The organism is Clostridium lundense DSM 17049, assembly GCF_000619945.1.
Lineage (GTDB): Bacteria > Bacillota > Clostridia > Clostridiales > Clostridiaceae > Clostridium_AO > Clostridium_AO lundense.
Window position 1 is genome coordinate 63,114 of record NZ_JHVC01000014.1, and the last position, 25,610, is coordinate 88,723.

At 29.3% G+C, this 25,610-nt stretch carries 26 protein-coding genes and 1 pseudogene; 6 read left to right on the forward strand and 21 right to left on the reverse strand.

The annotated features are described in order from the left end of the window. Positions 1 to 26: 26 nt before the first annotated feature. The 3 genes from T514_RS0115705 to T514_RS0115715 form a co-directional block, all read right to left on the reverse strand. On the reverse strand, positions 27 to 362 hold the full coding sequence (locus T514_RS0115705) for a hypothetical protein (protein WP_027625639.1): 336 nt from the start codon (positions 360 to 362) through the stop codon (positions 27 to 29). Positions 363 to 391: 29 nt separating this feature from the next. Then, positions 392 to 979 carry a sugar O-acetyltransferase gene (locus T514_RS0115710; RefSeq protein ID WP_027625640.1) on the reverse strand — a complete coding sequence of 196 codons (588 nt, stop codon included), beginning with the start codon at positions 977 to 979 and terminating at the stop codon, positions 392 to 394. Positions 980 to 1,403: 424 nt separating this feature from the next. Continuing rightward, positions 1,404 to 1,997, reverse strand: coding sequence for a DUF2625 family protein (locus T514_RS0115715; RefSeq protein WP_027625641.1), 594 nt, complete (start codon positions 1,995 to 1,997; stop codon positions 1,404 to 1,406). A 246-nt stretch (positions 1,998 to 2,243) separates the two neighbouring features. Here T514_RS0115715 and T514_RS27365 point away from each other — a divergent pair. Further along, positions 2,244 to 2,423: pseudogene (locus T514_RS27365) on the forward strand (hypothetical protein); the annotation flags it as partial. A 35-nt stretch (positions 2,424 to 2,458) separates the two neighbouring features. Next, positions 2,459 to 2,746 carry a DUF2695 domain-containing protein gene (locus T514_RS0115720; protein WP_027625642.1) on the forward strand — a complete coding sequence of 96 codons (288 nt, stop codon included), beginning with the start codon at positions 2,459 to 2,461 and terminating at the stop codon, positions 2,744 to 2,746. A gap of 149 nt (positions 2,747 to 2,895) precedes the next feature. Here T514_RS0115720 and T514_RS0115725 read toward each other — a convergent pair whose 3' ends face one another. The 3 genes from T514_RS0115725 to T514_RS0115735 all read right to left on the reverse strand — a co-directional run bounded on the left by T514_RS0115725 (position 2,896) and on the right by T514_RS0115735 (position 7,923). Next, entirely contained in the window at positions 2,896 to 4,722 is a 1,827-nt protein-coding gene (locus tag T514_RS0115725) for an ABC transporter ATP-binding protein (protein ID WP_027625643.1), read from the reverse strand. Positions 4,723 to 4,916: 194 nt separating this feature from the next. Then, positions 4,917 to 6,044: an RNA-guided endonuclease InsQ/TnpB family protein gene (locus tag T514_RS0115730; protein ID WP_027625644.1), complete on the reverse strand. Its 1,128-nt coding sequence runs from the start codon at positions 6,042 to 6,044 to the stop codon at positions 4,917 to 4,919. A 148-nt stretch (positions 6,045 to 6,192) separates the two neighbouring features. Then, positions 6,193 to 7,923 (reverse strand): ABC transporter ATP-binding protein, encoded by a 1,731-nt coding sequence (locus T514_RS0115735; RefSeq protein ID WP_027625645.1) that lies wholly within the window; start codon positions 7,921 to 7,923, stop codon positions 6,193 to 6,195. Positions 7,924 to 8,031: 108 nt separating this feature from the next. On the opposite strand from T514_RS0115735, the gene T514_RS0115740 reads away from it, so the two are divergent. After that, positions 8,032 to 8,832 carry a MerR family transcriptional regulator gene (locus T514_RS0115740; RefSeq protein WP_027625646.1) on the forward strand — a complete coding sequence of 267 codons (801 nt, stop codon included), beginning with the start codon at positions 8,032 to 8,034 and terminating at the stop codon, positions 8,830 to 8,832. 343 nt (positions 8,833 to 9,175) lie between these two features. Here the strand turns inward: T514_RS0115740 and T514_RS0115745 are convergent, their stop codons facing one another. From T514_RS0115745 to T514_RS0115790, 9 genes are all read right to left on the reverse strand, one after another. Then, positions 9,176 to 10,066, reverse strand: a complete 891-nt coding sequence (locus tag T514_RS0115745) for a DUF3658 domain-containing protein (protein ID WP_027625647.1) — start codon at positions 10,064 to 10,066, stop codon at positions 9,176 to 9,178. Between the two features lie 525 nt (positions 10,067 to 10,591). After that, on the reverse strand, positions 10,592 to 11,053 hold the full coding sequence (locus tag T514_RS0115750) for a GNAT family N-acetyltransferase (protein WP_027625648.1): 462 nt from the start codon (positions 11,051 to 11,053) through the stop codon (positions 10,592 to 10,594). Between the two features lie 64 nt (positions 11,054 to 11,117). Continuing rightward, on the reverse strand, positions 11,118 to 11,576 hold the full coding sequence (locus tag T514_RS0115755; RefSeq protein WP_027625649.1) for a hypothetical protein: 459 nt from the start codon (positions 11,574 to 11,576) through the stop codon (positions 11,118 to 11,120). Positions 11,577 to 12,034: 458 nt separating this feature from the next. Beyond that, positions 12,035 to 12,589 carry a GNAT family N-acetyltransferase gene (locus T514_RS0115765; RefSeq protein WP_027625651.1) on the reverse strand — a complete coding sequence of 185 codons (555 nt, stop codon included), beginning with the start codon at positions 12,587 to 12,589 and terminating at the stop codon, positions 12,035 to 12,037. A gap of 182 nt (positions 12,590 to 12,771) precedes the next feature. Then, positions 12,772 to 13,029, reverse strand: coding sequence for a CD3324 family protein (locus tag T514_RS0115770; protein WP_027625652.1), 258 nt, complete (start codon positions 13,027 to 13,029; stop codon positions 12,772 to 12,774). Between the two features lie 344 nt (positions 13,030 to 13,373). After that, positions 13,374 to 14,231, reverse strand: a complete 858-nt coding sequence (locus T514_RS0115775) for an AraC family transcriptional regulator (protein ID WP_027625653.1) — start codon at positions 14,229 to 14,231, stop codon at positions 13,374 to 13,376. A gap of 102 nt (positions 14,232 to 14,333) precedes the next feature. After that, a complete protein-coding gene (locus T514_RS0115780) occupies positions 14,334 to 14,828 on the reverse strand; it encodes a GNAT family N-acetyltransferase (protein ID WP_027625654.1) in 495 nt (164 codons plus the stop codon). A 51-nt stretch (positions 14,829 to 14,879) separates the two neighbouring features. Continuing rightward, complete coding sequence (locus T514_RS0115785; RefSeq protein ID WP_027625655.1) at positions 14,880 to 15,140, reverse strand: TfoX/Sxy family protein; 261 nt, start codon at positions 15,138 to 15,140, stop codon at positions 14,880 to 14,882. Between the two features lie 45 nt (positions 15,141 to 15,185). Beyond that, entirely contained in the window at positions 15,186 to 15,842 is a 657-nt protein-coding gene (locus tag T514_RS0115790; RefSeq protein WP_027625656.1) for a TetR/AcrR family transcriptional regulator, read from the reverse strand. Positions 15,843 to 15,997: 155 nt separating this feature from the next. On the opposite strand from T514_RS0115790, the gene T514_RS0115795 reads away from it, so the two are divergent. Further along, positions 15,998 to 17,659, forward strand: a complete 1,662-nt coding sequence (locus T514_RS0115795; protein ID WP_027625657.1) for an MFS transporter — start codon at positions 15,998 to 16,000, stop codon at positions 17,657 to 17,659. A 258-nt stretch (positions 17,660 to 17,917) separates the two neighbouring features. Here the strand turns inward: T514_RS0115795 and tetA(P) are convergent, their stop codons facing one another. From tetA(P) to T514_RS0115825, 5 genes are all read right to left on the reverse strand, one after another. After that, positions 17,918 to 19,183: a tetracycline efflux MFS transporter TetA(P) gene (gene tetA(P) / locus T514_RS0115805; protein WP_027625658.1), complete on the reverse strand. Its 1,266-nt coding sequence runs from the start codon at positions 19,181 to 19,183 to the stop codon at positions 17,918 to 17,920. A gap of 763 nt (positions 19,184 to 19,946) precedes the next feature. Then, entirely contained in the window at positions 19,947 to 20,357 is a 411-nt protein-coding gene (locus T514_RS0115810; protein WP_027625659.1) for a hypothetical protein, read from the reverse strand. Between the two features lie 64 nt (positions 20,358 to 20,421). Continuing rightward, positions 20,422 to 21,261, reverse strand: coding sequence for an ATP-binding protein (locus T514_RS24730; RefSeq protein WP_051542075.1), 840 nt, complete (start codon positions 21,259 to 21,261; stop codon positions 20,422 to 20,424). Then, positions 21,200 to 21,631, reverse strand: a complete 432-nt coding sequence (locus T514_RS25815; protein WP_051542076.1) for a conserved phage C-terminal domain-containing protein — start codon at positions 21,629 to 21,631, stop codon at positions 21,200 to 21,202. The genes T514_RS24730 and T514_RS25815 overlap by 62 nt, the downstream gene beginning before the upstream one ends. Before the next feature lie 256 nt (positions 21,632 to 21,887). Beyond that, the gene (locus tag T514_RS0115825) at positions 21,888 to 22,082 is read right to left on the reverse strand and encodes a helix-turn-helix transcriptional regulator (RefSeq protein ID WP_027625660.1); all 195 of its coding nucleotides are present in this window, start codon (positions 22,080 to 22,082) and stop codon (positions 21,888 to 21,890) included. 558 nt (positions 22,083 to 22,640) lie between these two features. Here T514_RS0115825 and T514_RS0115830 point away from each other — a divergent pair. Together T514_RS0115830 and T514_RS0115835 are read left to right on the forward strand one after the other, a co-directional pair. Continuing rightward, on the forward strand, positions 22,641 to 23,657 hold the full coding sequence (locus T514_RS0115830) for a CPBP family intramembrane glutamic endopeptidase (protein ID WP_027625661.1): 1,017 nt from the start codon (positions 22,641 to 22,643) through the stop codon (positions 23,655 to 23,657). 35 nt (positions 23,658 to 23,692) lie between these two features. Beyond that, positions 23,693 to 24,085, forward strand: a complete 393-nt coding sequence (locus T514_RS0115835) for a hypothetical protein (RefSeq protein ID WP_027625662.1) — start codon at positions 23,693 to 23,695, stop codon at positions 24,083 to 24,085. Between the two features lie 136 nt (positions 24,086 to 24,221). Here the strand turns inward: T514_RS0115835 and T514_RS0115840 are convergent, their stop codons facing one another. After that, positions 24,222 to 25,388 carry a DUF3021 domain-containing protein gene (locus tag T514_RS0115840; protein ID WP_027625663.1) on the reverse strand — a complete coding sequence of 389 codons (1,167 nt, stop codon included), beginning with the start codon at positions 25,386 to 25,388 and terminating at the stop codon, positions 24,222 to 24,224. Between the last annotated feature and the right edge of the window lie 222 nt (positions 25,389 to 25,610).

Consider the following 25,610-nt stretch of genomic DNA (forward strand, 5'->3'; position numbering starts at 1 on the left):
ATCAATTTAAAATTAATTAAACTGGATTACTGAATAAATGATATTTCTTGGGGTAACTTCCCTATTTTTTTATAATCTACATAGATATGATATATTATATGTATAGCTAAATAATCAAATTTCATTTCATATATATAAAATGCATTCTTACACTCCTTTATTATTTTAATTCGGCCTTCATCAACAGCCTTACCCCATTCCTCTTCATTAAGCACACTTTTCTTAATAGAGATTAATCCATCATATAAAAAACGGTCTTCCTCCTCATTTGGTAGATTCCAATTTGCTCCTGAATATTCATATATTAAATAGCCATTACTTTCTTCTTTATATCTGGCATAGCCTTCAAATCCTAAACTCATTTATGTCCTCCATAAATTGAAAATTTATCTTACTCATATGTCAAGTTAATTATGTCTTCTGCTGTGATCTCTCGTAATACTTTGCAAGGATTACCTACTGCAATTACCCCCTCTGGAATATCTTTATTTACCACACTTCCTGCTCCAATAATGCTACCTTTTCCGATAGTAACTCCACCACATACAGTAGCATTAGCACCAATCCATACATCGTCTTCTATTGTAATAGGTTTTGAAGTTCCAATTCCTTCTGCTCTTTGTCTTGAATTTATAGCATGCCCAGAACACGCTATACAAACTCCAGGAGCTATAAATGCATTTGCACCAATATGGACTGGTGATGTATCTAATATCACACAATTATAGTTAATCACAGTAAGTCCATGGGTATGTATATTAAACCCATAATCACAACGAAATGATGGCTCGATAAATGTTAGCGGATGATAAGTTCCAAGTAATTCTTTTAAAATACTACTTCTCTTTTCTCCTTCAGATGGTCCCGTCTGATTATATTTCCAACATAATTCTTTCGCCTTTTGTTGTAATTCTGATGGCATATCTGTATGCTTTGAAAAATATCCTTTATTTTGTGTCATAATTTCTTTAAAATCCATAATCTTACTCCCTTCAAATTACTATTTGCCAGTTTTATATTATTTTCACAATCCCATTTTTTCAATCTACTGAATAGCAATATATAAATAACAATGTGGTTTTCCATCTTTCATATATTCACCGAGAATAATGCTCTCATAAACCTTGATAAAGGCTCTTCTTATATGTGCTGATTTTTGATCAAACCATACTTTTTCTTTTCTTCTTACATAATTATTAAATTGCTTATATTGTTGACATACCGAATTAGATTGCTATTGTGAATTAATTATAACATATTACTAAAGGAAAATTTAGTAAGCATTATTCAGTAATACATTTGAAATTTCCTTAATAATATTTTAAGCCAACACAATATTATTTCCTTACAAAAATTCACAATCACTTTTTATTAGGTCTTCTTTTAATAAGCAACAATTTTGTTTATCTGCATTTCTTATCCTTTAGCTGTATTAAAAAATCAAATTCCAATTTAATTATCTCACTCATAGGAATTTCTTCACGATATCTACTTTCTAATGAATCAGCTTCTGCCCATAAGAATGGATAAAAACTTATTCCATTATCATTACTTATTCTTTTCATATCATCTTTCCATGTGTTCCATCTATAATCCTTGTAATATGTATCAGTATCTCCATGAAACGCCCAATAAAGAAACTCTGAAAAAGAAATCTCCATGTCTTCCCATTCCAAGCAGTCCGGTGCAAAATAACTAATATTACCATCATTAAGAATTGCAAATAAACCACCTAAAACATCTTCTGCAACAATAATATTAGAATACGGAAATAAATCATTTCTTTCATAAAAGTTCAATTCTCCAGAGCCATAAAATCTAAGCCAGTTTTCAACTATAATTCCACCAGTTTTAAAAAGAATATTTCCAAATAAACTTTCTTCATTTATCTCATATTTTTTCTTAATACAATTCAATACTTCACTATTAATAGGAAGAATTTTTATCTCTTTTTTAGAACTTTTGATACTTTCTAAAATCTTTTCGTATCTATCCATTTATCTCTCCTACAAATTCACTATTTATCTTTCACTAAAAAATTACTTATTTTTTATTATAGCATATTTTGTAAATGCAACATTACTTATAATACAGTCTTTCCATGTACAAAAATAGTCTTAACCAAATAATATTAATGGTTAATGTAACCACTATTTTAGCAGATATTAACCCCTTTCAGACAGCGATAAAGAACAATTATTCAATGCTATTGGTAAGATACTAACGCTTTTTTCATATGCAAAGAATTTAACGGAGTAGCAACTAAATACTTGTCAAACTATCTATATTGGTTTAAGTGTCTACAATTTTTCAATAAAGAGAAAGAAATTGTAAAAAGCAAAAACTTTTTAGTGCATAGTAATAGAAATTTTGTTAAGGTTAAGATAGCAAGTTTAAGGGCAAAATCGCCTATACAAGTATAATATTTGAGTAAACTGTATGTTGGAGGAGAAGTATTATGGATAAAAATAAGAAGAAAGAACTTATGAGAAAGTATGCTCAAGAGCAGAAGAATACTTTTGAAAACTCGCTTCCATTTGACAAGACTATGTTTGAACAACTATTTGATTATCTTGATGAAATGTTGGAGCAAGAAGGATGTGACGATACTTTAAAATACACTACAAAGTTTCTTAATGACAACAACCTACCTGTAGAAAAATCTTTAGATTGGTTGAATGAAAATGGTGGTTACTGTGACTGCGAAGTTTTAGCAAATATTGAAGATAAAATATCAGAATTATAGGACATAGACCTCGGTGAAACATCCTAAAAAAATCATTAAGGGAGGGTAGAGATACCTTCCCTTAAAAACATACAATATCAACATTTTCTTAAAACAAAGCCTTTAACAATTATTCACCAGCTATTTAAAACTTTTTTCCTTTATATTATTTAATTGGCCACTTCAAACTGACTGTAATAAAGGGAGGCATAGAAACCATTTTCTTCTAGAAGACTCTCATGGTTTCCTCTCTCTACAATATCTCCATCTTTAACAACTAAAATCATATCTGCATTTTGGATAGTTGACAATCTGTGAGCTATGACAAAACTTGTTTTATCCTTCATAAGCCTTGATAAAGCTTTTTGAATTTCTACTTCTGTTCTTGTATCTACACTTGAAGTAGCCTCATCTAATATCATAATTGTTGGATTAGTCAGCATAGCACGAGCAATAGTTAAAAGCTGCATTTGTCCTTGAGAAACATTAGATGTCTCACTAGATATTACAGTATCATATCCTTCTGGGAGTGTACGAATAAAATGGTCACAGCAGGCTGCTTTTGCAGCAGCTATAATTTCTTCTCGTGTAGCATCCATCTTACCATAAGCAATATTTTCAGCTATTGTACCTTCAAACAGCCATGTATCTTGAAGTACCATACCAATTTGTCTACGCAATGTACTTCTAGAAATTTCAGTAATGTTAACCCCATCAATTGATATAGCTCCTCCATTCAATTCATAAAAACGCATAATCAAGTTAATTAATGTAGTTTTTCCTCCACCTGTTGGGCCAACAATAGCTACTATTTCGTTAGGCTTTACTTCCAAATTTAGATTCTTTATTAAAGTTCTATCTTGTGTGTAACCAAACTTTACATTCTTAAAAGTCACTTTACCATTAGATTTTGAGAGTGTACTAACTGTATTATCTATAGTTTCTTCCTCTTCATCTAATAGTTCAAAAACTCTCTCAGCTCCAGCAATAGCAGATTGTAGAGACATAATAACATAAGAAGCTTGAGTAATAGGCTCAGAAACTTGATTTACATATTGTAAAAATGCCTGAATTCCACCTAAGGAAATCTGTCCATTAAGTGTCATTATTCCTCCTACAATAGCTGTAACAACAAAACCTAATTGATTTAATAGCCTTATAGTTGGGTATATGGCAAAATCAATGAATTGTGCTTTTCTATTTGCTTCAAACTGCTTTTTGTTAAGCTTAGAAACCTCTTCAATCATATCAGATTGTTGATTAAATACCTTTATAATACGATTGCCAGAATATACTTCCTCAATTTTTCCACTCAAATCACCCATGGCAGCAAAATTATCTGCATAATAACGTTGACTTAATTTTGATACAAAATTTGTTGCAATAGCGCTGATTCCAATGAATATAAAAGTTAAAAAAGATAACTTTGGATTTAAGATAACCATAGCAATAATAGTAAGTATAATTGTAAAACAAGAAGATATGAACTGCATAAATCCAACTTGCATTACTAAGGATACTTTTTCAAGATCAGTTGTTACTCTACTCATAACATCCCCTGCTTTATGTGAATCAAAGTATTTCAGTGGAAGCTTATTTATTTTTTCGCTAATATCTTTACGTAGTGATAGAGTTAAATTTTCACCAATGCTAGATATTATATATTGCTGAATATAAGAAAGCAGACTATTAACAATAGATGTTACTACTAACATGAAAACTGGCATAGCTAGTGCATGTGTCACCATTGATATAACACTTACAGAGCCATCAAAACTACGAATTGCATTTAGTAAATTATTAATAGCAGCTCCAACCATAAGTGGCATAATTGCATAAGATGCACTGCTTAGTAATGCAGCTATACCTACAATTATTAGCTTTTTATTTTGCGTTTTTAATCGTCCCATTAGTCTCTTAATAGTCTTTTTTGTATTTTGAGGAATATCCTCACTAAACATTATTGTATCTTTCTTTTTATTTTTATCCTTCTTCACAAAATCAAGCCGTTACCAAAACTCTATAAAACTCTCTAAGAAGATTATATAAGTTTAAAGTTTTGTTTATTTCCTACTTCATAATGTTCGATTTTGCCAAAGCTACTTTCGTTTGTATAACACTCCATAGGCTTTGTTACCTAATAAGGTAATGGGTTGTAACGATTACCCAATCTAGTAAATCTTTTAAGTGATTATACTAAACCATAGTTTGCAAGGTTGTATGAAGCATTTTTATCTCTATCACAAATAAAGCCGCAACTACATTTATAAGTTCTATCTGAAAGTTTTAAATCTTTCTTGATAGTACCACAATGGCTGCAAGTTTTACTTGAAGGATAAAATGTAGGTACTTGAACAAATTTAATACCATACTTTTCACATTTATATTTTATTTGATTAAGAAATATATTAAATCCTTGCTCTGCTATCGCCTTTGATAAGTGTTTATTCTTCATCATATTAGATACTTTTAAATCCTCCATAACTATCCTATATGGTTTGGCTTTCACCATTTTGGAAGTAGTTTGGTTTATATGATTTAATCTAATATTTTTAAGTTTACTATGAAGTTTTTCAATCTTCTTTTCAAGTTTTGCAATGTTCTTAGTTTTTTGGTAACTCTCTCCTTTCTTATTCATAATATATTTTCTTGAACATTGTCTTTGAAGCCTTTTTAACTTTTTACTTAGTTTTTTAACTTTGTTTGTTTTATTAACATTCCTAGTATCTAATTCATCTATATTTGTTATTGCTAATTGAGATATTCCTAAATCAATACCTAGGCTAAAATCATTTAATTTAACAGTTTTAATATTATCTTCAATACCTACTGAAAGTACCCATACTCTACCATTAAAATATACTCTAGGATTTTTAAACTTTGTTACAGTAGTTAAATCAATGTCATAATCCACCTTACATTTAACTTTACCTATTTTTTCAAGATTAACAAAGTTATCCTTAAAATAAACTTTGTCATATCTGCTGTAAAATCTAGGTCCTAATTTTTTCTTGCTTTTAAATTTAGGAAAGCCACCACCATTAAAGAAATTATTATATGCTTTATCTAAATCTCTAATGCTCTCTTTAAGCGTTGCATGAGATACTTCATATAACCACTCATAACCTGCGGTGTTCTTTAAAATAGTTAATTGTTTACCTAATTCTGTAATTGATAGTTTTTTATTATTAAGTTTATAACTATCTATTTGCCCGGCTAACGCCCAATTATAAATGAATCTCATACATCCTATATGCTTATACATTAAAATTATTTGCTCTTGTGTTGGATAGAGCCGTATATTTAATGCTTTTATCATGTTTTATCACCTCACTTTGCCATTTATTATATCATTATGTTCAATAACTTATTTTATATGATATTTTTGAGGTGATGATAGTGTATATTTTTGAAGTCTATTAAAAAATAGTAGAATTTTATAAATTTCTATAAACTTTTTTTAACTGTTAACATACCTTCTTTATATTCATCTGACTTTTAACAATTGCTTCATATACAGAACAGTTTTTCATTAGGTCATTATGTTTTCCAATACCAACTAATTTTCCTTCGTCTAACACAAGGATTTGCTCTGCATCTATAATTGTACTTACTCTCTGAGCAATTATTATCTTGGTTGCATCTGTCATATTTTCTTTAAGTGATTTACGAAGTGCTGAATCTGTTTTTAAATCCAAAGCAGAAAAGCTATCATCGAAAATATAAACTGGAACCTTCCTTATAAGAGCCCTTGCAATAGACAAACGTTGTTTCTGTCCACCTGAGAAATTAGATCCACCTTGAGAAACTTCAGATTCTAATCCCATAGGTAATTTATCTACAAACAAATCTGCTTGAGAAATGCTTAATGCTCTTTTCATATCTTCCTTAGTTGCATCTTTATACCCCATTCTTAGGTTATCTTCAATTGTGCCACTAAATAAGAAAGCTTTCTGAGGAACATAGCCAACTCTATCCCTTAATTCCTTTTGTGAAAGGCATCTTATATCCACACCGTTTATACGAATTTCTCCTTGATCTATGTCATGTAATCTTAGAATAAGATTAGCAATAGTGCTCTTACCAGAGCCTGTACTTCCAATAATGGCTGTTGTCTCACCTTCATTACATGAGAATGATAGGTTTCTTATAACTGGCTCCTCTGCTCCATGATAAAAGAAGGATACATTTTCAAATTCAACAACTGCAGAATTATCCTTTATATCTTCTTTTTCTATGTTTAAATCCTGAATCTCTGGATTAATTTCTAAAACTTCCTCTATACGATCAAGACATGATTTCATTTTAGGAAGAGTAACACTTGTTGTTGTAGCCAACATTAGATAGCTCAATGTAATAATAGAGTATTCAGTAACTGCAGTTATTTGTCCAATTTCCATTGTTCCATTTATAGAAAGCACTCCACCCATCCAAACTATAAAGGCTATAGACAAGCCAATTATAAGCCATATTGTAGGATTTAATACAGCAAATAGCTTATTTAGCTTTATCATATCTGTAGCATACCCCTTAAAAGCTTTACCTGCTCTACCTTCCTCATATTTTTCATTTCCAAAAGCACGGATAACCCGGATTCCAGTAATAGATTCCCTTATTACCTGATTAATATGGTCTAATTTAGTCTGAACCCTTTCAGAAATATAAGTTGATTTCTTAAGTACTAATCCAGCAAAAAACATAAATATTATCACAGATAAAATAAGTATTAAAGCTAGAGTAAAACTAGTACATGCTGTCATAGTAATAGATGTACCAATAATAAGTGGAGCTGGAACTATAAGCTGCAACACCAACCCAAAAGTCTGTTGTAAATTAGAAATATCTGAAGTTGTACGTGTAATCATAGAAGAAACACTAATGGTATCAAATTCATGAATAGATAGTTTCTGACTCTTACAGAAAATTTTATCTCTCATGTAATAGCCAAAAACTGCAGCCAAGTCAGCAGAATAGTAACTTCCTAAGACAGCTGCTACTGTTGTTATTAAAAGAACTGATATCATTTGAACCCCTATACGAAGAATCTCATTCATATCACCTTTCAAAATTCCATTGTCTACAATCCCTGCTATTAGAAATGGAATGAGTAATGTTCCTATTACTTGTCCTAAAAGCATAATTAATGTTATTCCTACTTTTCCTTTTCTTTCTTTTAGGAATACTTTTAAATACTTCATAGTTTACCTCCGTTATGTAAGTAATTTTGCAAAAATTTATTTTCAGTGGTATTATAAACCTTAAAGTAACTTTAATGTCAATAGTTTATTTAAAGTTTGGAGGTTATTATGAAAGATAAATCTCATATGCCAATAAAAGAATTTTCTCGTCTCACTGGTATTAAGCGTGAAAACCTAAGATATTATGACCAAATTGGGTTGTTCTCTCCAGAATTTCGTGGTGAAAATGGTTATCGTTATTATACTAGAAGTCAGCTTACTACAGCATATTTAATCATCTCTCTAAGAGAAATTGGCATTAGTATAGACGAAATCAAGAAATATATAGATATACGTACTCCTGAGCAGATGTTTTCTTTGTTTAGCACACAAAAAAAACATATTTTGATGGAAATAAAAAAACTTAAACGTATTCTAGAAATTATGCAATTATATGTGGATATAGCAGAAGATGCTATTAAATATGAGGAAAATAGTATAAATATTGAATATAAAAAGAAAGAGCCTATTTTTTTAGGCCCTATACTTTCTAATGATCCTCCAGATGATTCTACTATTTTATTTTATAATTTCGCTACTGAAAATGGAATTGATGTAGGTTATCCCCTTGGTGCTATTATTAATACAGAAAATATTAAGCCTGGAGACCCTTTATTGGTAATGCACTACTATTTTAAAGTAAAAGATGACCAAAATTCGTATAAGCCAGAAGGTAAGTATGCAGTGTTCTATGGTAGATGTGCCTATGGAGAATCCGATGATCTTTATGAAAAGTTATTTACATTTATTAAAGAAAATAATCTACGTATTTGTAGTAATGCCTATGAGGAATATCCTCTAAATGAACTTACTACTAAAGATGATAAACAATACTGTGTAAAGATAGAAGTTATGGTAGAAGATATTTGATATTCTCCTAATTTCTCTACACTATAGATGCAAAGTGAGCACATTGACGAGAAATATCATCTTTAGTTAAGCATAATCTCTTTATACACCATTTAAAAATTAAGATTAAGTTTCTTGGTCTCCACATAGAAGTTAAAAGCAAACAAAAAAGTGCTTCATCCCGCAAAGAGTAGCACTTTTTCTAAGATTAATAATTTTCAGCATAAATCTAATCCAATATCCCTAAAACAAAATAACTGTTCTAAGACTTAGCTTAGCTTTAAAGCACTAAGCTTTTCTTATATAATTTTTATATTTCAAACTTCCTTTAACTAATATACAAATTGGAATTTGTAAACAACCTCTACGCCTTTTTAAGCACTTGACCATATATTTCCTTCTTTTTTTCTACAACCATTAATTCGCCATCTTCTATCATCTTATTAATTCTTTTAGCATACCACCAGTCTCCAACTCCAATAGGATGTTTTCCTAAAATATTTCCAATAAGGCGTGCCATAATAAACTCGCCATTCGGAATTTCTTTTCTAATAATATGGTCATAGAAATCTTCAGTAACACCAATTAATTTACCATTTACAACAGCTCGTAAAGTACTTTTTTCTTCTTTTAATTCAGCCCAATTGTATGTAAAAGATTGTATCTCACGAGAAGATAATTCTTTTTCCAAAGGCAAGAATTTATAAAACATTCCAGCATCTATTTCACTCCACGATGTATAAAATTCAATTATATTATCTGATAGTTGCATATACTGTGGTAACTTTATAACAAATATCTTACAACTATATTCTCTCAAGATACTACATACATAATAAAATCCACACATAGAATACGGCGCATCACTATACCATAAACGAATAGTTTCTCCTTGTGCGGCATAATTTTTCAGTCGTTCTATTTCATTTAAGTATCTTTTCCATACATCCTCTAAATCTTCTGAAATGCTAGTATCATCTATTCCATTTATGGTATACATATCAAATATAAGTTCTTTTCTATACTCATTTTCAATTGAAACATTAATATCACCAATATCCAGCATGAAAGGAATACAAATTACTTCTGAGGAATTGCCACCAACCGCCTTTCCGTCAAACATTTTTTCAAATTCATATTTATTTAGTTTCTTCCCAAAACAAGTTGTTGCCCCATTATCAAAATCAGGTTTTTGATAATTCTTTGCCACTTTCATGGCTCCGCCTTCACTCTCTCCAAACAATACTTCTATCATAAAAGTTCCCCTCCAAAAATTTATAATCTAATATTAACTTCGTAGTTTTCATCTATTAATATATATTCACAATCATACTTTTTACACATTTTTAAATTTATATCATTTTCCTTAATCATCATTTCTTCAGTACAAAATGAATCATCAACACGTTTTTCTATTATATTTGCATATTTTTTATTATAACATATTTTGTAAATACACCATTACTTATGATACAATTCTTTCATGCATAAAAATAGTCTTAACCAAGTAATATTAATGGCTAAGACTATAAAACTCATTTTATTCTTATATTTATTTTTACTATCACTATTAACATTCATAGTGTTACTTATTGATAAAATGTTTAAAAAATAGTAGTCCCGTGTGCAATGGATAGCTACTATTTTTAAGTATTAAATTTAATAGTGATACCAGCTGCCTAAGTAACAAATTTATCCATATCCTCTTCTTCTAAATATATATATTGTTATCTCTTTTAGTAATATAAAAACCTATTATAAATTGGAACTTGTCTATATACTACCATAATACCTTCAACATCCTAAATTCCTTATAGGTAATATCCCCAACTGTATATTCAAATGAATTTTTTTTATTAAAACCATATTTTTCATACAATTTAATAGCTACTTCATTATCTATTTCTACGCTTGTATATAAATTTTCATTTGGAAATTTATCATGAAAAAAATCTAAAAACTTTTCTAACGCTTTTGAACCATATCCCTTTTTTTGATACTTAATATCAATCATGAATCTTGAAAATGACCATCCTTTTAATTCTTCATCATAATCATATAATAAAAATCCCACCATTTCATCACCATTATATATTCCTAATGGATATAATTCATCTTCATAAAAAGCTTGTACTAATGAAAATGCATTACTTGCAACATAGTTAGTTTGATGTTCTCCTACCTTTAAAGACACGCAAGTGTTATAATTTGTTTTATCTATCTTTCTAAAATTAATCTCCATATTTCACCTCTTAAAATTACCATTTGTAAATTTTGTATTATTCTCACAACCTCATTTTTCTATTCTACTGAATAGCAATATATAAATAACAATGTGGTTTTCCATCTTTCGTATATTCACCAGGAACAGTGCTCTCATAATCCTCGGTAAAGGCTCTCTTTATATGTCCTGTTTTTTGCTCAAACCATACTTTTTCCCATGCCTTTCTTGTACATGCACCTATTTCTCCGTTTTCATCTTTTTCATCATATTTTTTATATAAGCCTTTACTTACTGCTATTTCCATTGTTTGAAAAAAGTCAGCTGTTACAGCCATTATGGTAAGATCATAATCTCCGCTTTCATCACTGGAATAGTTGCTGTATTTTGAAACTGGAGAAACACCTTGTTGAAACACATGCTCACTATCAAAAAGAATGGGTAGTTTTCCGCTAGCAATATCCTTCCAAATTTCACCAATTATTTTTATTCCTTCTTCAGAATTATCTGTTCTTATTGTTACTTCTTTCAATTTATAAGCCATAGTTTTTCTTTTCTCCTTACATAAAATTATTAAGTTGTTTATATTGTTCATATGCCACATTAAGTTACTATTGTAAATTAATTGTAACATATTATCAAAGAAAAATTCAGTATGTATTTAAATTATTTCACTTTAGAAATTGTAAAACCTTCTCTTAAATAAAAGCATAACACACGATTATGCTTATAATCTCCTCCTTTACATATTTCCCAATTTATATTGTATATTAATATTATACTATCTATTGTATATAGTAACATTTTTTGCAAATACCGCATATCAAAATCATTTTGCCTTCTTACTTGTGATACAGCATTTTTACTTATAAAAATAGCCTTAGGCAATTTTTATCAATACCTAAGGCTATATAGTTACTATATTTTTGATTCAAGTTTCCATTAAACTTTCTATAACACTATGTTAAATATTATTCTTTATATAGATTAAAATTTGTACAACTATTCGTAAGAAGATATATTATTCACCCACTTGTCCTTTGTGATACGGGTGATAATTTCTGTCCTTACATCCCCCATCAAAGGCCAATACTTATCATGATTGGTATGATAATATTCAAATCCGCATTTTTCTTGAGCACGAAGTGATTTCTTGTTTTCCTCAAAGTACCCACACCAAAGTGTCTTAAGTCCAAGATCTTCAAAGCAATAGCGCATCAATTCTCTAATCGCCTCTGGTACAAGACCTTTCCCCCAATAAGGAACACCAATCCAATATGCGATTTCCCCTTCATCTGGTCCTATGCCAAAATCACTTGCTTCTCCTATTAAAATTCCAATACATCCAACAGGTTCTTCCTGGCCTTTAAGAACAATTGCATATATCCCTTCAATGGAAAATACATCTCTGATAACTTCTCTACTATTCTCAATGCTAGTATGAACTGGCCATCCAGCTATTGGACCAACTTTAGGATCGCTGGCATACTTATATAGAGCAGGTGCATCTTCAATTCTCCATGGTCTCAATATGAGACGCTTAGTTTCAAATTTCATTTTCATTCTCGTTTCACTTCTCCTAAAATTCTTATTTTTGTGTTTCATCTATCTATACAATAATTCAAGTATGCTTTTATTTTATAAGTTTAAATACTATAATAATAGCCTTAAGAATAGTTATAATTGTTTTTTCCTATCTAAAAAAGAGATCCTACCAAAATGGTAAAATCTCTTTTACTTTATTTATTCACTATTTTTCTTATTGAATCATATGATAAACAATAATTCTTAGCAATATTAGTTATTGTTGCTCCATTTTTATATTGATTGATTATATTCATATTACGTTTCTTATAGTATTCTCTTGAACCACTACGTTCTCCCCATTTTCGTTTTTTCCTAGGGGTGGGAATATATAACATTCCACCATCTACATAATTGAAAATTTCCTTTAATAATTCTTTTGGAAGCACCTCTGCTGCATTAATATATTTCATATTCATACTCCTTTACTTAAATAATTAAATAAAGTGCAGAACTAGCAGCCAATGCAACTTTTTATCCCACGCAGTTTGTTGCATTTCTACTATTCTGCATGGGTATAAACACTAAGAAAATTACTTCCAAATTTCAGATTTATAAACATACTTCCCACCCCCAACGCTTTCAAATTGATAAATATGAGTATATCATAATTTATACCTATGTCAATGTGGAAACATTTCAAATATTGGCTCAATAACTATCTTTGTAGCCATTTAAACCACTCTGTCTTTAGCAATTGGAATTCTCAATGAGCATTTCCTTCCATCTTTCTTAGGTATGTATGCTCTTTTCATAGTTATTTTTTCTTAACAGGAATCCAAATTTCGCTGTAGTAATTTTCATCTTGACTACCTTGGGGATAATCAGACGCATTGGCATACATTTCAATATTATAACCTGCTGCAATTTCATAATCCTTGCAATTAGGTAGCCATTCTGAGAAGATTTTTTCATTCACATCTTGCAGAGATTTTGGCATTGCACCATTGCAAGCAAAAACAGCCCACGTGTGCTTAGGAATACTCTTTGTAACAAAGCCATTAGGTATTTCTATAGACGGATTATAATTGTCTGCAATCAAATATTCAAACTCATCTGGGCCCATGCTATCATCTATACATACTCCGTACATTCCACATACAAATTTCCCATTTCCTGTTTGATAATGCTCTGTCCAAAACTGTGGAACTTCTGTAGTTGCACTATCATATTTAAACACCTTTGATATACCCATAACAGTAAACGAATCTTTTTCAACAATTTTGTAATCCATAATATAACCACCCTCCAATGAAAGTTTGATCTTAAGTGGAGCAAAGGATTTAATCATTGCTCCATCTTTTCGAACAGCAGTAGGTGTGACACCATGAAATCGAGTAAAAGCTTTTGTGAAACTATCTGGTGAGTCGTAGCCATATTTCAGTGCAATATCAATGATTTTTTCGTCAGTAGAAACAAGCTCACTGCCGGCAAGGGTGAGCCTGCGTTGTCTGATGTACTCTCCCACCGAAAAACCACAAAGCATGGCAAAGCCTTTTTGGAAATAGAACAGAGACATAAATGTTTGTTTTGCAATACTTTCCATAGTCATTTCTTCAGTGATATTCTCCTCAATATAGTTGATAGCTTCACTGATTCTTTCGATCCATCCCATAATCATCCCCCCTGTCTGTACATATATCTTATCTCTTTTTAAGCGGTTATTCCCGACTTTTTGTGTTATGTTTTGTCTTGCCTGAAAGATTATTAAGTAAGATCATAATCTCCACCAAAGAGTTTCTAATTCTTCCTCCTTTTTGAATCCACAACGTTCTAAAATTCTTTGAGATGCAAAACCATCTAAATCAGTTTCAGCAATTATGTTTGTAACACCATTTTGTTTTAATGCCCACTCACACATTGCTTTTACAGCTTCTGTCATATAGCCGTTGTGCTCGAACTCTTTACCCAAACCATAACCAATCTCAACTTCACCATTTTCATTTGGAATATCTTTAAAATCTGCTGAACCTACTACAGCCCTGTCATCCTTGCGAATCAAGAAAAAAAAGCTATGCCATAAATAATTGTTAGGATCTTTTTGGGTTATTTCATACTGTCCCTTTACTATTTGTAGAAAAAATCCTTCCATTGATTCTGCCTTATAGGAACAGTCTAATTCTTTTTCAAGTTCAGGAATATTTTCAATCCATAATTTTAATTGATTAAGAGTTAAGGCAATAATTTCCAATCGTTCGGTTTGTATTATCATTTTGTTTCCCCCATTAAATAAAATTTTTCTGTAAAACAACTCCATAAATTGCTACTTAGATTTATGCCAATTATAAAAATCTTTTAGCTCTGCTTTTCGTTCCTGTTGCAAAGCTGTTTTCTTAACGCCTTGAATTGCACCTTCCAGTGCTAACAATCTATGAATACAGGCAGAAGCATCAATTTCTTGTATTTTTAGCCATGCCTGTTCTGCTCCAATATCTTTTAATCCATCATAAGTAAATATACCTACTTTATTCAACTGACTTTCAACTTCTTTTCCGATATTAGGTAGTTTTGATAATTCTCCCATAATAAAACTTCCCTTCAAAATTACTATTTATCTTTCACTAAAAAATTACTTATTCTTATTTATTTTCATATAATCCGTACAATCTTGAAATAAAAAGTATAGCATATTCACACATTTTTCAATGTATAAATCCACATCTTTTATTTCATCATTGTATATAAGCTTATGACACAGATCATCAATTATGAAAAATGAGTAATGAAAAAATATGTTTTTCTCCTCTTCTCCTTTAAAAGGTATAGATAAAAACTTAAAAATATCTGCTATATTTTCATCTCTACGCTTCTTCTGTTCCTTTCTTACCATAGCTATATCCTCATCTAAAAGTGTTAATGCCTCCATTTCATCGTGAAAGATTTTAGAAAAGTCATGATTTTTTATCATCATTTTTATAAATATCCTAAAAAGTTGTTTTGCCTCTTCAGCATTATTAAGTTGTTTATCAACATTCTCCATCCAAAAATCATGAGTAGGATGTATAAATTTTTCATTAAGCCTTTCAATTACCTTAATATAAATATCCTTCTTATCTTCAAAATAGGCATATACAGATCCAGTAGCAACATCTGCTTCTTTAGATATATCTGCTGTAGTTGTATTATAATAACCCTTTTCATTGAATAATTTATAAGCTGCTTCTAATATTCTATTATACTTTTCTAAAGCTCTTTTTTGAGTTGGTATCCTTGTTTTTCGTTCCATTTTCATCACCTACTCTAATAATAAAATATAAAAAAATATAAGTCAATGAAATATGAAATTGATTTCATGTATTGACAGTTAAATTTTTCCCATATATAATGTGAATATGAAATTAGTTTCATATTTTAATAATAATATTAATTTTGGAGGGTATTATGAATAAAAAACAAAAAGTATTAGCATTTATATCTCTAGCAATTGCTTGTTTCTTAACAGTATTAGACTCAACTATAGTTAATGTATCTTTGCCATCCATGGCTCATTATTTTAAAACTGATATAACAGGAATATCTTGGGTGAGTATAGCTTACTTAATTCCTTTCTCTGCACTATTAATAAATTTTTCTAAAATTGCAGACATTTATGGAAGAAAGAAACTATTTATAATAGGTCTTTTAGTTTTTGGCTCTTCATCAATATTTTGCGGACTTTCAACCTCTCTTTCTATGATTATAATTTTTAGAATTATGCAAGGTATAGGCGCTGCGATTCTTACTCCGCTATCCATTCCTTTAGGTATAGAATTATTTGGCAAAGATGCTCTATCAAAACTAGGTATATTAATTGGCATGATAATCTCTATAGCAGCAGCTTCTGGTCCTGTTATAGGTGGAATTTTAAATGAAACCTTTGGTTTTAAGGCAATATTTTATGTAAATGCTCCTTTTATTATTATTTCCATATTCTTTGGAGCAAAGTATGTTAAGGAATGCTATGATAAAACACTAGAAAAGAAAATAGATTTTATTGGTTCTGCATTATTAGCTTATGGAATTGGAGCCCTAACCTTCTTACTTGTTAAAGGCAATTACTATGGTTGGGGAAGTAAAAAAATAGTTGTATTAATAATAACTTCAACAATTTCAATTGCTACTTTTATAATACATGAAGTTAAGTCAAAAAATCCAATGATAGAATTTAAGTTATTTAAAATTAAAAGTTATACTTCTTCTATAGTTATAATTGGAACAATTTTCTTTGCTTATATGCCCATCTCATATTTAATGAATTTTTATCTAGAAACCCAATTATGTTATTCAGTATTAAAATCTGGAATGATACTAGGTATAGTAAGCTGCATATCCTTTATTACTTCACCTATTTTTGCAATTATATCTCAAAAATATGGTGCCAGAGTTATTTCCCTATTAGCTGTAATTTTTGTATCTCTTGGTGACTTTATGTTTGTATTTATGAATAATTCAAATAATACAAAGATATTTTATTTTGCATTTGTTCTAGTAGGACTTGGACTTGGTTCAACTTCTCCTTTATACAAGAGTGCATTTGAAGAAATCTCACCAGATAAAAATGGTATTGCATCAGGAATACTAAACAGCTTTAGGCAATTAACTGCCTGCTTAGCAATAGCTTTAGTTTCAACTCTAAGCAATCATTATACTACTCAAGCTATAGACAATACAAAAGTCAGAATCATAAATTCTGTTAATAATAATGCAGTGCTTGAACAACAAATTAAATCTACCATATGCGATAAAATAAAGACTTCAAACACTAGCAAAAATACCGCCTTTACAAGAGATATGATTGATAAATTAATTAAAACTCAAGAAAAAACAGTATTAGCAACTGTTCCTGATAATATGAAACCATCTGTAAAAGAAAAGTTCAATATACAAGTAAAAGAGGTATATAATATACTAGATAAAGCAACTGCAATAAAAAATGATGAACTCAATAAAGTTTATAATAAGTGCTTTTTTTTCACATCAATTATTGCAGTTTTAGGTCTAATAGCAGTACCTTTTAATAAAAAAAATGAAACTGTATTAGAAAAAGTTAAAGCAGTAGTATAGATGAAAAATAAGAGTGTGTTATACTAAGTACTCTTCTGCATTTATATATTAGTTTGGTTAAATTTCCTCTACATAAAAGATAACGACTTCTAAGTAGTAAAACTCCTTAGAAGTCTATTAATAAGCTTCCCTTATTTTTTTGGCCTACTTCTATTACAAATCTCTTTCATTCAAAAGATACTGTGCAAAATCCCAAGAGTGTCTTTCTTTTCAGTTGTAGTTGTTTTGTCTGCATCAACATGAGCCACAATTCCTATATTAATTGTTTTCATATGTATCCTCTCTCCCTTTAGCCATCTTAACATCTTTTTTATCCATTATCAAAGAAAGGATATATAAAACTAATACTGGGGTTACTAATAATGAAGTACATGCTATACCAATACTTATTGAAAATTTTGTAGCTATAATCCCAATAATTGGTCCACCTATAATTTGTCCTAATGCATTAATTTGTCCATTCATAGAAAGTATAGTTGCCCTTGCACTATCATCTATATGATTATTTAGCCATGCATTAAATATTGGATCATTTATAGCTCTAAACAGATTTGTTGATAAATAAGCTACTAGCATTAAATTAAAGTTTCTTGTAAGTGCAAATGCTAACATAAAGGATATATAAAATATATTTACAATGAATAATATCTTCCCACTCTGATTCTTATCCCCTTCTTCTAACTTCTTAATTATAAACTGCATTGCTATAGCACTTAATACCATTCCAGCAATACCAAATATCCCAAACCAAGTTACAGGCTGAAGGTTTCCTATCTTAGGAAGCGTAGTATCTTGTAGAAAATGTGCATTGGAAAGTCTATCATAACCTTCGCTGGATAAACCATAAAATAGAGTTACAGAAAGTAAAATCATAATTATAGATTTACTTTTCACAAACTTTAAGCCAGATTTAAAGGTATATCCCATCTTTCTAAAAGTGTTTAGATCTTCTGGAGCAGATGGTGTAAAATTATTCTCTGGCATATACAATGCTAGAAATAATGCACTAATCACAAATAAACATCCACTGATTATAATAGGTAATCTAACAGATAAATTACCTATCATGGTACTTAGTATTATCCCGATAACCGCTCCTATTTGTCCTGCTTGTGCTCCTTTTATATACATTCTATTTAAGTCCTGTTCTTTTTCTTCCTCTGCAATCCATGCCTCAACAGACCCACTAATAAAAGTTGAACCTAATCCCCATACTATCTGTGCTGTAAGCACAAAGGCAAAACTAGAAATGGAGCCTTCTAAAATAAATCCTAATCCTGTCAAAACTGCACCAATAACAATAGATAACTTACGGCTATATACGTCTGCAACTATCCCTGTAGGAATTTCAAATATAAAGCATGCCGCTTCTAGTGTAGTGCCAACAAGTATAAGTTGAAGTGGATTTAAATGAACCTTTTCAATGTGGTATACTACCATAACTGTAGCAACTAACGAAAAACACATGGCTGTAATAGCTGAAAATAACAAATAAATTTTATATGCTGAAAGTTTTTTAACCATTAATTATTCACCATCCCTATATTATAAAAAAGTTTGTTTGTACTTTGTATTCTAGATATTTTAATCATCCTAATAATCTCCTTTTAAAAAACAAAAGACTGCAAATGAACATTGGTTCACTTACAGCCTCATAATTATATGACCTAAATATAAACATAAAATATAGGACTTTAATTTATACAACTTATTACTAAACTATATAAACTAAAATCTTATATTATATTTATAAATGCAGCAAAAATAGGCATAAAAATACCGTGTTTAGAACACGGCTTTCCTACTTATGCAAATAAGGTGTAACATGCTCATTTTAATACTGATTATTTTAGAAGTACACAAATAAACATGGTAGTTATTAATATTTTTCAAATTGATTCTACCACTAATAAAACTTGATAACTCAAGATTTTCCAAACGTACTTTCTAAAAATAATCCTTATTCAGTTAGTTTAGTTAAAAACTACCTCTTTGCGCATATTTACAACACCTTTTCATTTATATTCTTTTTATGTTTATATTTAAATCTATTTATATTATACATAAATTTAGTATTTTTTCAACAGTTTATTTTATATCGTAAGCAACTATGCTTTAATAGTGAACAAAATAAAAATACTCTTATCCATATTGCTAAGATAAGAGTATTCAATATTATAATATATCTTTACAATTTCTATTATTGCAAAGGAGCCTATGTCATTTATGGTAAGCTTCATCTTACATAATTTTAAAATATTATATAAACTTATACTACTAACTCTGTTTATTTAAAAAACTCTTTTGCTTTTTCTTTAAATGATCTATTTGTGCAATCTTTTTCACACATTTCCAACACTTGCTTTGCAATATTGCTATTTCGATCACCACAATCATTAACAATATCTTCTGAACCTGTTATGGCAACCATTACTTTTGTTTCATAATCACCAACTTCTGTTAATTTAATATAATACGGAACATATCCTCCCCCATGATACATAAATGACACAACATTTACTCCTCCATAAGCTGAAGTAACACCAAAATAAATTTTAACCTTATTGCCTTCTACAGTCCTCAAATCCTCTGTATGCTCAATTTCCCACTTAAGACCTGTAAAATTGGATTTTAGCTGTTTTTCAATATCCTCTAAGGATTTATATATAGTAGTTTCCATGATTTTAGCCATCTTCATTTAAATTCACCACTCTTAAAATTTTTTATCTTCATTATATTTTAACATAATTATCCTCTTTGCTTTAATAAAATACTTCCTGTATAAATTTCTCCGCTTTTTTCTCCCCTTGAAATTCTCTTATATCCTTACCAGTGTTCTCTATAAAAAAGCACATCTCCTTTAATCTGCTGTAGGTTCTGTAATCATATCTTTCCACAATTTTATTTATACTCATGTTGGTGGTTATAATAAGGGGTAGTCTAGAATTATTTCTCTTTTCTATTATTTGATATATAATGGCTCTTGTCCATTTATTATCTTCTTCTGTGCCTAAATCGTCTATAATAAGCAAGTCCGCATTATCTAAAGCATTTAAAATTGTAAATATTCCTTCATCTCCCCAAGTCTTTTTACTTTGACTTATTCTCTCTGTAAGTCCTATACACCCTATACAAATAACAGGAGTTAATTTACCTAGTAGTTCATTTGCTATAGATGCAACAAAATATGTTTTACCATTACCAGGTCTTCCATGTATAAGCATACCTTGATTTCCATTTTTCATCTTCCGAAAATTTTTCACATACTCTTTAGCAGCTTTATATAGTTTCTCATTTCCTACATTATGATTCCAATTTTTAAAGGTACATTTCTTAAAATTATTATTCATCATGCTATTACAAATAAATCTATTAAGTCTTGCCTGCTTTTCTTTATTTTCATCTTCTTTTATTTGATTATTATAAATTTCTCTTCTACATTTGCAAGCTCTTGGATATAATCTTTTACCAAAAGGCATTTCCACCACAATCCCAATAGGCTCATTACACACTTCACATTTAGGTATATTCTCAAAATCGTCACACTGTAATTCCAAACTTTGATTTTCCTGATTCTTTAGACTTTCCATAAGCTTCTCCATATCTCTCCTCTACCCCCTTTTCATTTAAATATCCTTCAAACTTTGTTCCAAAAAGAGTTGCTGGTCTTAAATATCTACTCATTTCTGTGCCTAACCACTGACTTACTTTATTATCAATAACCTTATAAAAATCCTCCTCCTTAAAACCTTCACTAACTCTTGCTCTTATTAATTGCTGATTTTTTGGAGTAGTAGCTCTATAATTTGTGTTAGCCTTTTTGTTTAGGTACTTTATAACCGAGTTATATATATTATTAATATCTTTAGTAGAATTATCTTTTAGTAGAGGGATTATTTGTTCCGTGTTGGAATCCGTATGGGTACCGGATTCATTCTCATATGCTGTACTAAATCTTCGTAGTCGTAGCACTTTATGTTGTATTTTGAAGCTTCTTTTATTATTAATGGCTTAAAATTATCAATAATTTCTCCCAAAGCTTTCCCATCCCCTTCTCTCCATCTTTGGAGGCACTTATACATTGGAGCAACACCATCCTTTTGAATATTTTACCATCATTATACAGCATACTTTTTCATTTTTATCATTAATTATGAAAGTATCAAAAAATTTATAAATATATCAATAAAATTATAAAATATGACAATTAGGATCATGTTTGATTTTCTTATTTTCCAAAAACTCTGTCCATAGTTGTATTAAAAAGTTGGGCTATAACCTGTGCTTCTTCCACAGTGAAACTGCTATTTCCATTCTCCTTTCGATTATATGTAGATACAGTAATATTCAGTAAATCTGCCAATATATCTTGCCTTATATTATATCTAGCTCTCAACGCCTTTAATTCATAATTTATTCCCATAACACATATATACTCCTTTTATTCCATAATGAACTTTTTAATGTCCTGACAACATCTTTTGTAACCCATTATACATTTTATGCATTTTTTTGAAAATTCTATGCATTATGTAAATGTGTATATAACTTTCGTTTTCTTCATTTATCTTAATATACATCCATTTCTCTCACAAAACCATTTGCAACATCCAATTAAATAACCTGCATATTTACCATAATATTAATGCATTATCATGCCAGTGCTTCTAGTAAAGGTAACGTATATAACGTAAAAAGTTTGTTAATACTTTAACATTACTATACTTTTTTAAAATAGATCTTTCCCTATTTATCTCTTATTTTGTAGATATTTGTTCTTCTATTAATAGATGTAACTTTTTCAAACCTTTTTTTCAAAGTATAAAGAATAACCTTAAATTATATAGTTTTAATTTTGTGTAATTACATGAAATAAATTAAAATTAATGTTACAATCATTGTATATACATTCCATAACATATAATACATTTTTAGGTAAATGCACTATTAATCATAATTTTAATTATACGAGGAGGTACAAATGTCTGAATCTAAATATAATTTTTCCAACAGAGATCTTGCTATATTTTTTATGGTAACCTTTGGTTTTACCATAGTCATGGGCATAGCTATGGCATTTGCATATACTAAATATAACTATCCAGTAGATGATTTTGCTTTGGTACAGATGTATTATCCAACTATAGGTGTGATGACAGCTTTACTTCTAAACAAAGAAAGACATAAAAATCTTCCAATGAAATTTTATAAAACATATTTGTCCTTTACAATTGTTTCGGTTATTTTAGTTTTAGTGGAAATTTTTATATTTCACCAAGCTCCAAGTGCTTATAGTACATACTTAGTATTACCAGCAAGCATTTGCTTAGCTCTTATTTATTTTTCAGATGAAAAAGAGAATATAAATCGTTTTGGATTGGGATTTTCAAAAAATATAAAAGCATCCATTGGCTGTATTGTATTATATATTATTCTACGTCTGTGCGTTCCAATTTTAATTTCATTTATCTTTGGTGACTTTAATGAAGTTAATATAACTTCCGAAGATCTAAAAGCACTTATCACCATATTTTTGCTACCTCTTTCCTTCCCCTTAGATTTTATTATATTCTTAGGAGAAGAGTATGGCTGGAGGTATTTTCTTCAAACTGCCCTTCAAGAGCGACTTGGTAAACGAATAGGTGTAATCCTTGTAGGGTTTATTTGGGGTATATGGCATTTTCCATTAAACCTATTTTACTATAGTCCAGCAGCACCTTTTTATTCTGTTATAAATCATATAATTAGTTGCACTGGCTCTGCTATATTTCTTGGATTTGTATATATGAAGACAAAAGACATATGGGCTGTTTCTATAATTCATTTTATGAACAATAGTCTTGTTGCCCTATTTTCTAGCAGTGGAGGAGTGAATACTGTTCCTAACTCAGAATTAGTATTAAAAACTTTAATTTATACATGTATAGTCTATGTACCTTTCCTATTCAGTAAAGAATATAGGAAAACAAAAGAAAAGACTTTAAATTATACTTCTTAACAGAATTATTTGTAATAACTTAGAGGTGGTATATTTTGCTATTTGATAAACTTAAGAATAAGCTTTCTTTTAAAAATAAGCTAGATATAAAGAGTAATGAAACATATCAAATTACTAATGATCCGTTAGGTCAATTTAACGTACATTTTGGTGATGAAAAAGGGGACATAATTTTTGCAAAAAGCGGTGGCAAAAGTTCGCCTATACCACAAATATCCAAAATAGATGTTGATAAAAAAGAAATACAAACATTTAGCCTAGGTTCTGATATTGGTGTGGAAGATTTTGATGTGCGTAATAACAAGATTATTGCAATAACATTTTCATTTAATGAGTTTTTAGCAAAACGCATTAAGCAGCAAGATAGCTATTTAAGCTATCTTTTTTATGTAAAAAGATTAGAATTAACATCTCCTACTTATTTATAACAAATACATCAAAGTTTTATAGATTACTATTTCTTAAAACGGGCGAATTATGCAAAATTTATCCATTTTACGTCTTAACATGGGTTTTGTCGGAAATGTTGGCGCTACCCCAACTATTGCTATTACTTAATAATTCCTAGCTCCTTTTACTTATAATTACATATTCAAGCTGATCACTAGCCTTCCCCTCAAAATATTCTCTATAGATAAAGCTTACTTTAATATTATTTTTCCTATCTACATAAATATATTGTTTTAATAATTGTTCACTATCATAAGTGACTTTAACATAATTATTTCCTAACCTAGGTACTACATTGTCTAAATTTTTTATAGCTTTATATCCATTAATACTTATATCAGCCTGATCCGCATGTCCAAAAATTTTATTAATTTTATTATCCTTCTCAGATATCATAATTTCTTCATATATAAAGTTATAATTGTCATTACTATACCTATCTGTAAATGTATATTCTTTATTATTAAACTTTTCTAAGCTATCACCTATTTTTAAACCATCTATATAAACTTTACTTAAATCAGTAGATTTTACAGTATACTCCCCAACAGTTTTTATAAAGCCTGTATAATTAAGTCCTAATGTTATTAATAATAACAAAGTTGAAACTATAGGATATATTACTTTTGAACCACTATGATTCTTAGACTTAACTAATTCTACACTTTTTACCACCATAGTTATACACAATATAAATAAAACTACATATTTTAAATCCATAGATAAATTAATTTCTAAAAAATCATATATAATAAATATTGCTATTAACACTCCATATATTATTAAAAGTTTCAATAAATTTTTATCACTTTTTTTATCATAAATCTTATTATTATAATTATCCCCATTTATTTTCTTTAACTCTTTATTTATTTCTTTTGCCTTATATCTATAAAATAAATATTGTACATTGCAAATGATGAAATATAGCAAAATTAATATTATGAAACATTCTATAAATAATAATGGACTTAATAAAAATATACACAACATTAAGCTTGACATAATAATGAAGTGAATAGTGGCTTGCTGTAATAGGCTCCATTTTTCCACTTCAAAACATAACATTGAAATGCTAACTGCTACTCCTAATACTCCTGATAAAAATACCTGAAAAATTGCTGCTATAAGTTTATTATTTATATATGATAAGAACTTCCTTGAAATATAATAAAATTTTACATCTCCCAATACTAAAGATATTACTAATGATATAAATATACTTACTGTTATACCTATACAAAATCCTAAAATCCCTCTTTTAAAATACTTATTATTCATATTATTCTCCCATAATACCATTAGATTCCATGAATTAATTATAACATATTTTGTAAATACCGTTTTATTGAACTACAGCATTAAGCTCGACCAATGCCCCGCAAAGACCCCTGGGCATTGTTAATTTAAAGAAACACAGAAAGCAAATAATTTTTTTAACATGCAATATACATTCTTTCAAAAATGTATTTGTTTTATAATATATATATATTACGGTATTTG

What these genes read in the sequence shown, in the direction of transcription:
- T514_RS0115775 (WP_027625653.1), bottom strand. Translation starts at nt 14,231, where the DNA reads ATGGGATGGATCGAAAGAATCAGTGAAGCTATCAACTATATTGAGGAG.
- T514_RS0115825 (WP_027625660.1), bottom strand. Translation starts at nt 22,082, where the DNA reads ATGGGAATAAATTATGAATTAAAGGCGTTGAGAGCTAGATATAATATA.
- T514_RS0115755 (WP_027625649.1), bottom strand. Translation starts at nt 11,576, where the DNA reads ATGGCTTATAAATTGAAAGAAGTAACAATAAGAACAGATAATTCTGAA.
- T514_RS0115790 (WP_027625656.1), bottom strand. Translation starts at nt 15,842, where the DNA reads ATGGAACGAAAAACAAGGATACCAACTCAAAAAAGAGCTTTAGAAAAG.
- T514_RS24730 (WP_051542075.1), bottom strand. Translation starts at nt 21,261, where the DNA reads ATGGAGAAGCTTATGGAAAGTCTAAAGAATCAGGAAAATCAAAGTTTG.
- T514_RS0115765 (WP_027625651.1), bottom strand. Translation starts at nt 12,589, where the DNA reads ATGAAATTTGAAACTAAGCGTCTCATATTGAGACCATGGAGAATTGAA.
- T514_RS0115705 (WP_027625639.1), bottom strand. Translation starts at nt 362, where the DNA reads ATGAGTTTAGGATTTGAAGGCTATGCCAGATATAAAGAAGAAAGTAAT.
- T514_RS0115720 (WP_027625642.1), top strand. Translation starts at nt 2,459, where the DNA reads ATGGATAAAAATAAGAAGAAAGAACTTATGAGAAAGTATGCTCAAGAG.
- T514_RS0115770 (WP_027625652.1), bottom strand. Translation starts at nt 13,029, where the DNA reads ATGAAATATATTAATGCAGCAGAGGTGCTTCCAAAAGAATTATTAAAG.
- T514_RS0115780 (WP_027625654.1), bottom strand. Translation starts at nt 14,828, where the DNA reads ATGATAATACAAACCGAACGATTGGAAATTATTGCCTTAACTCTTAAT.
- T514_RS0115745 (WP_027625647.1), bottom strand. Translation starts at nt 10,066, where the DNA reads ATGATAGAAGTATTGTTTGGAGAGAGTGAAGGCGGAGCCATGAAAGTG.
- T514_RS0115735 (WP_027625645.1), bottom strand. Translation starts at nt 7,923, where the DNA reads ATGAAGTATTTAAAAGTATTCCTAAAAGAAAGAAAAGGAAAAGTAGGA.
- T514_RS0115840 (WP_027625663.1), bottom strand. Translation starts at nt 25,388, where the DNA reads ATGAATAATAAGTATTTTAAAAGAGGGATTTTAGGATTTTGTATAGGT.
- T514_RS0115750 (WP_027625648.1), bottom strand. Translation starts at nt 11,053, where the DNA reads ATGGAGATTAATTTTAGAAAGATAGATAAAACAAATTATAACACTTGC.
- T514_RS0115715 (WP_027625641.1), bottom strand. Translation starts at nt 1,997, where the DNA reads ATGGATAGATACGAAAAGATTTTAGAAAGTATCAAAAGTTCTAAAAAA.
- T514_RS0115830 (WP_027625661.1), top strand. Translation starts at nt 22,641, where the DNA reads ATGTCTGAATCTAAATATAATTTTTCCAACAGAGATCTTGCTATATTT.
- T514_RS0115710 (WP_027625640.1), bottom strand. Translation starts at nt 979, where the DNA reads ATGGATTTTAAAGAAATTATGACACAAAATAAAGGATATTTTTCAAAG.
- T514_RS0115740 (WP_027625646.1), top strand. Translation starts at nt 8,032, where the DNA reads ATGAAAGATAAATCTCATATGCCAATAAAAGAATTTTCTCGTCTCACT.
- T514_RS0115810 (WP_027625659.1), bottom strand. Translation starts at nt 20,357, where the DNA reads ATGAAGATGGCTAAAATCATGGAAACTACTATATATAAATCCTTAGAG.
- T514_RS0115795 (WP_027625657.1), top strand. Translation starts at nt 15,998, where the DNA reads ATGAATAAAAAACAAAAAGTATTAGCATTTATATCTCTAGCAATTGCT.
- T514_RS0115730 (WP_027625644.1), bottom strand. Translation starts at nt 6,044, where the DNA reads ATGATAAAAGCATTAAATATACGGCTCTATCCAACACAAGAGCAAATA.
- T514_RS0115785 (WP_027625655.1), bottom strand. Translation starts at nt 15,140, where the DNA reads ATGGGAGAATTATCAAAACTACCTAATATCGGAAAAGAAGTTGAAAGT.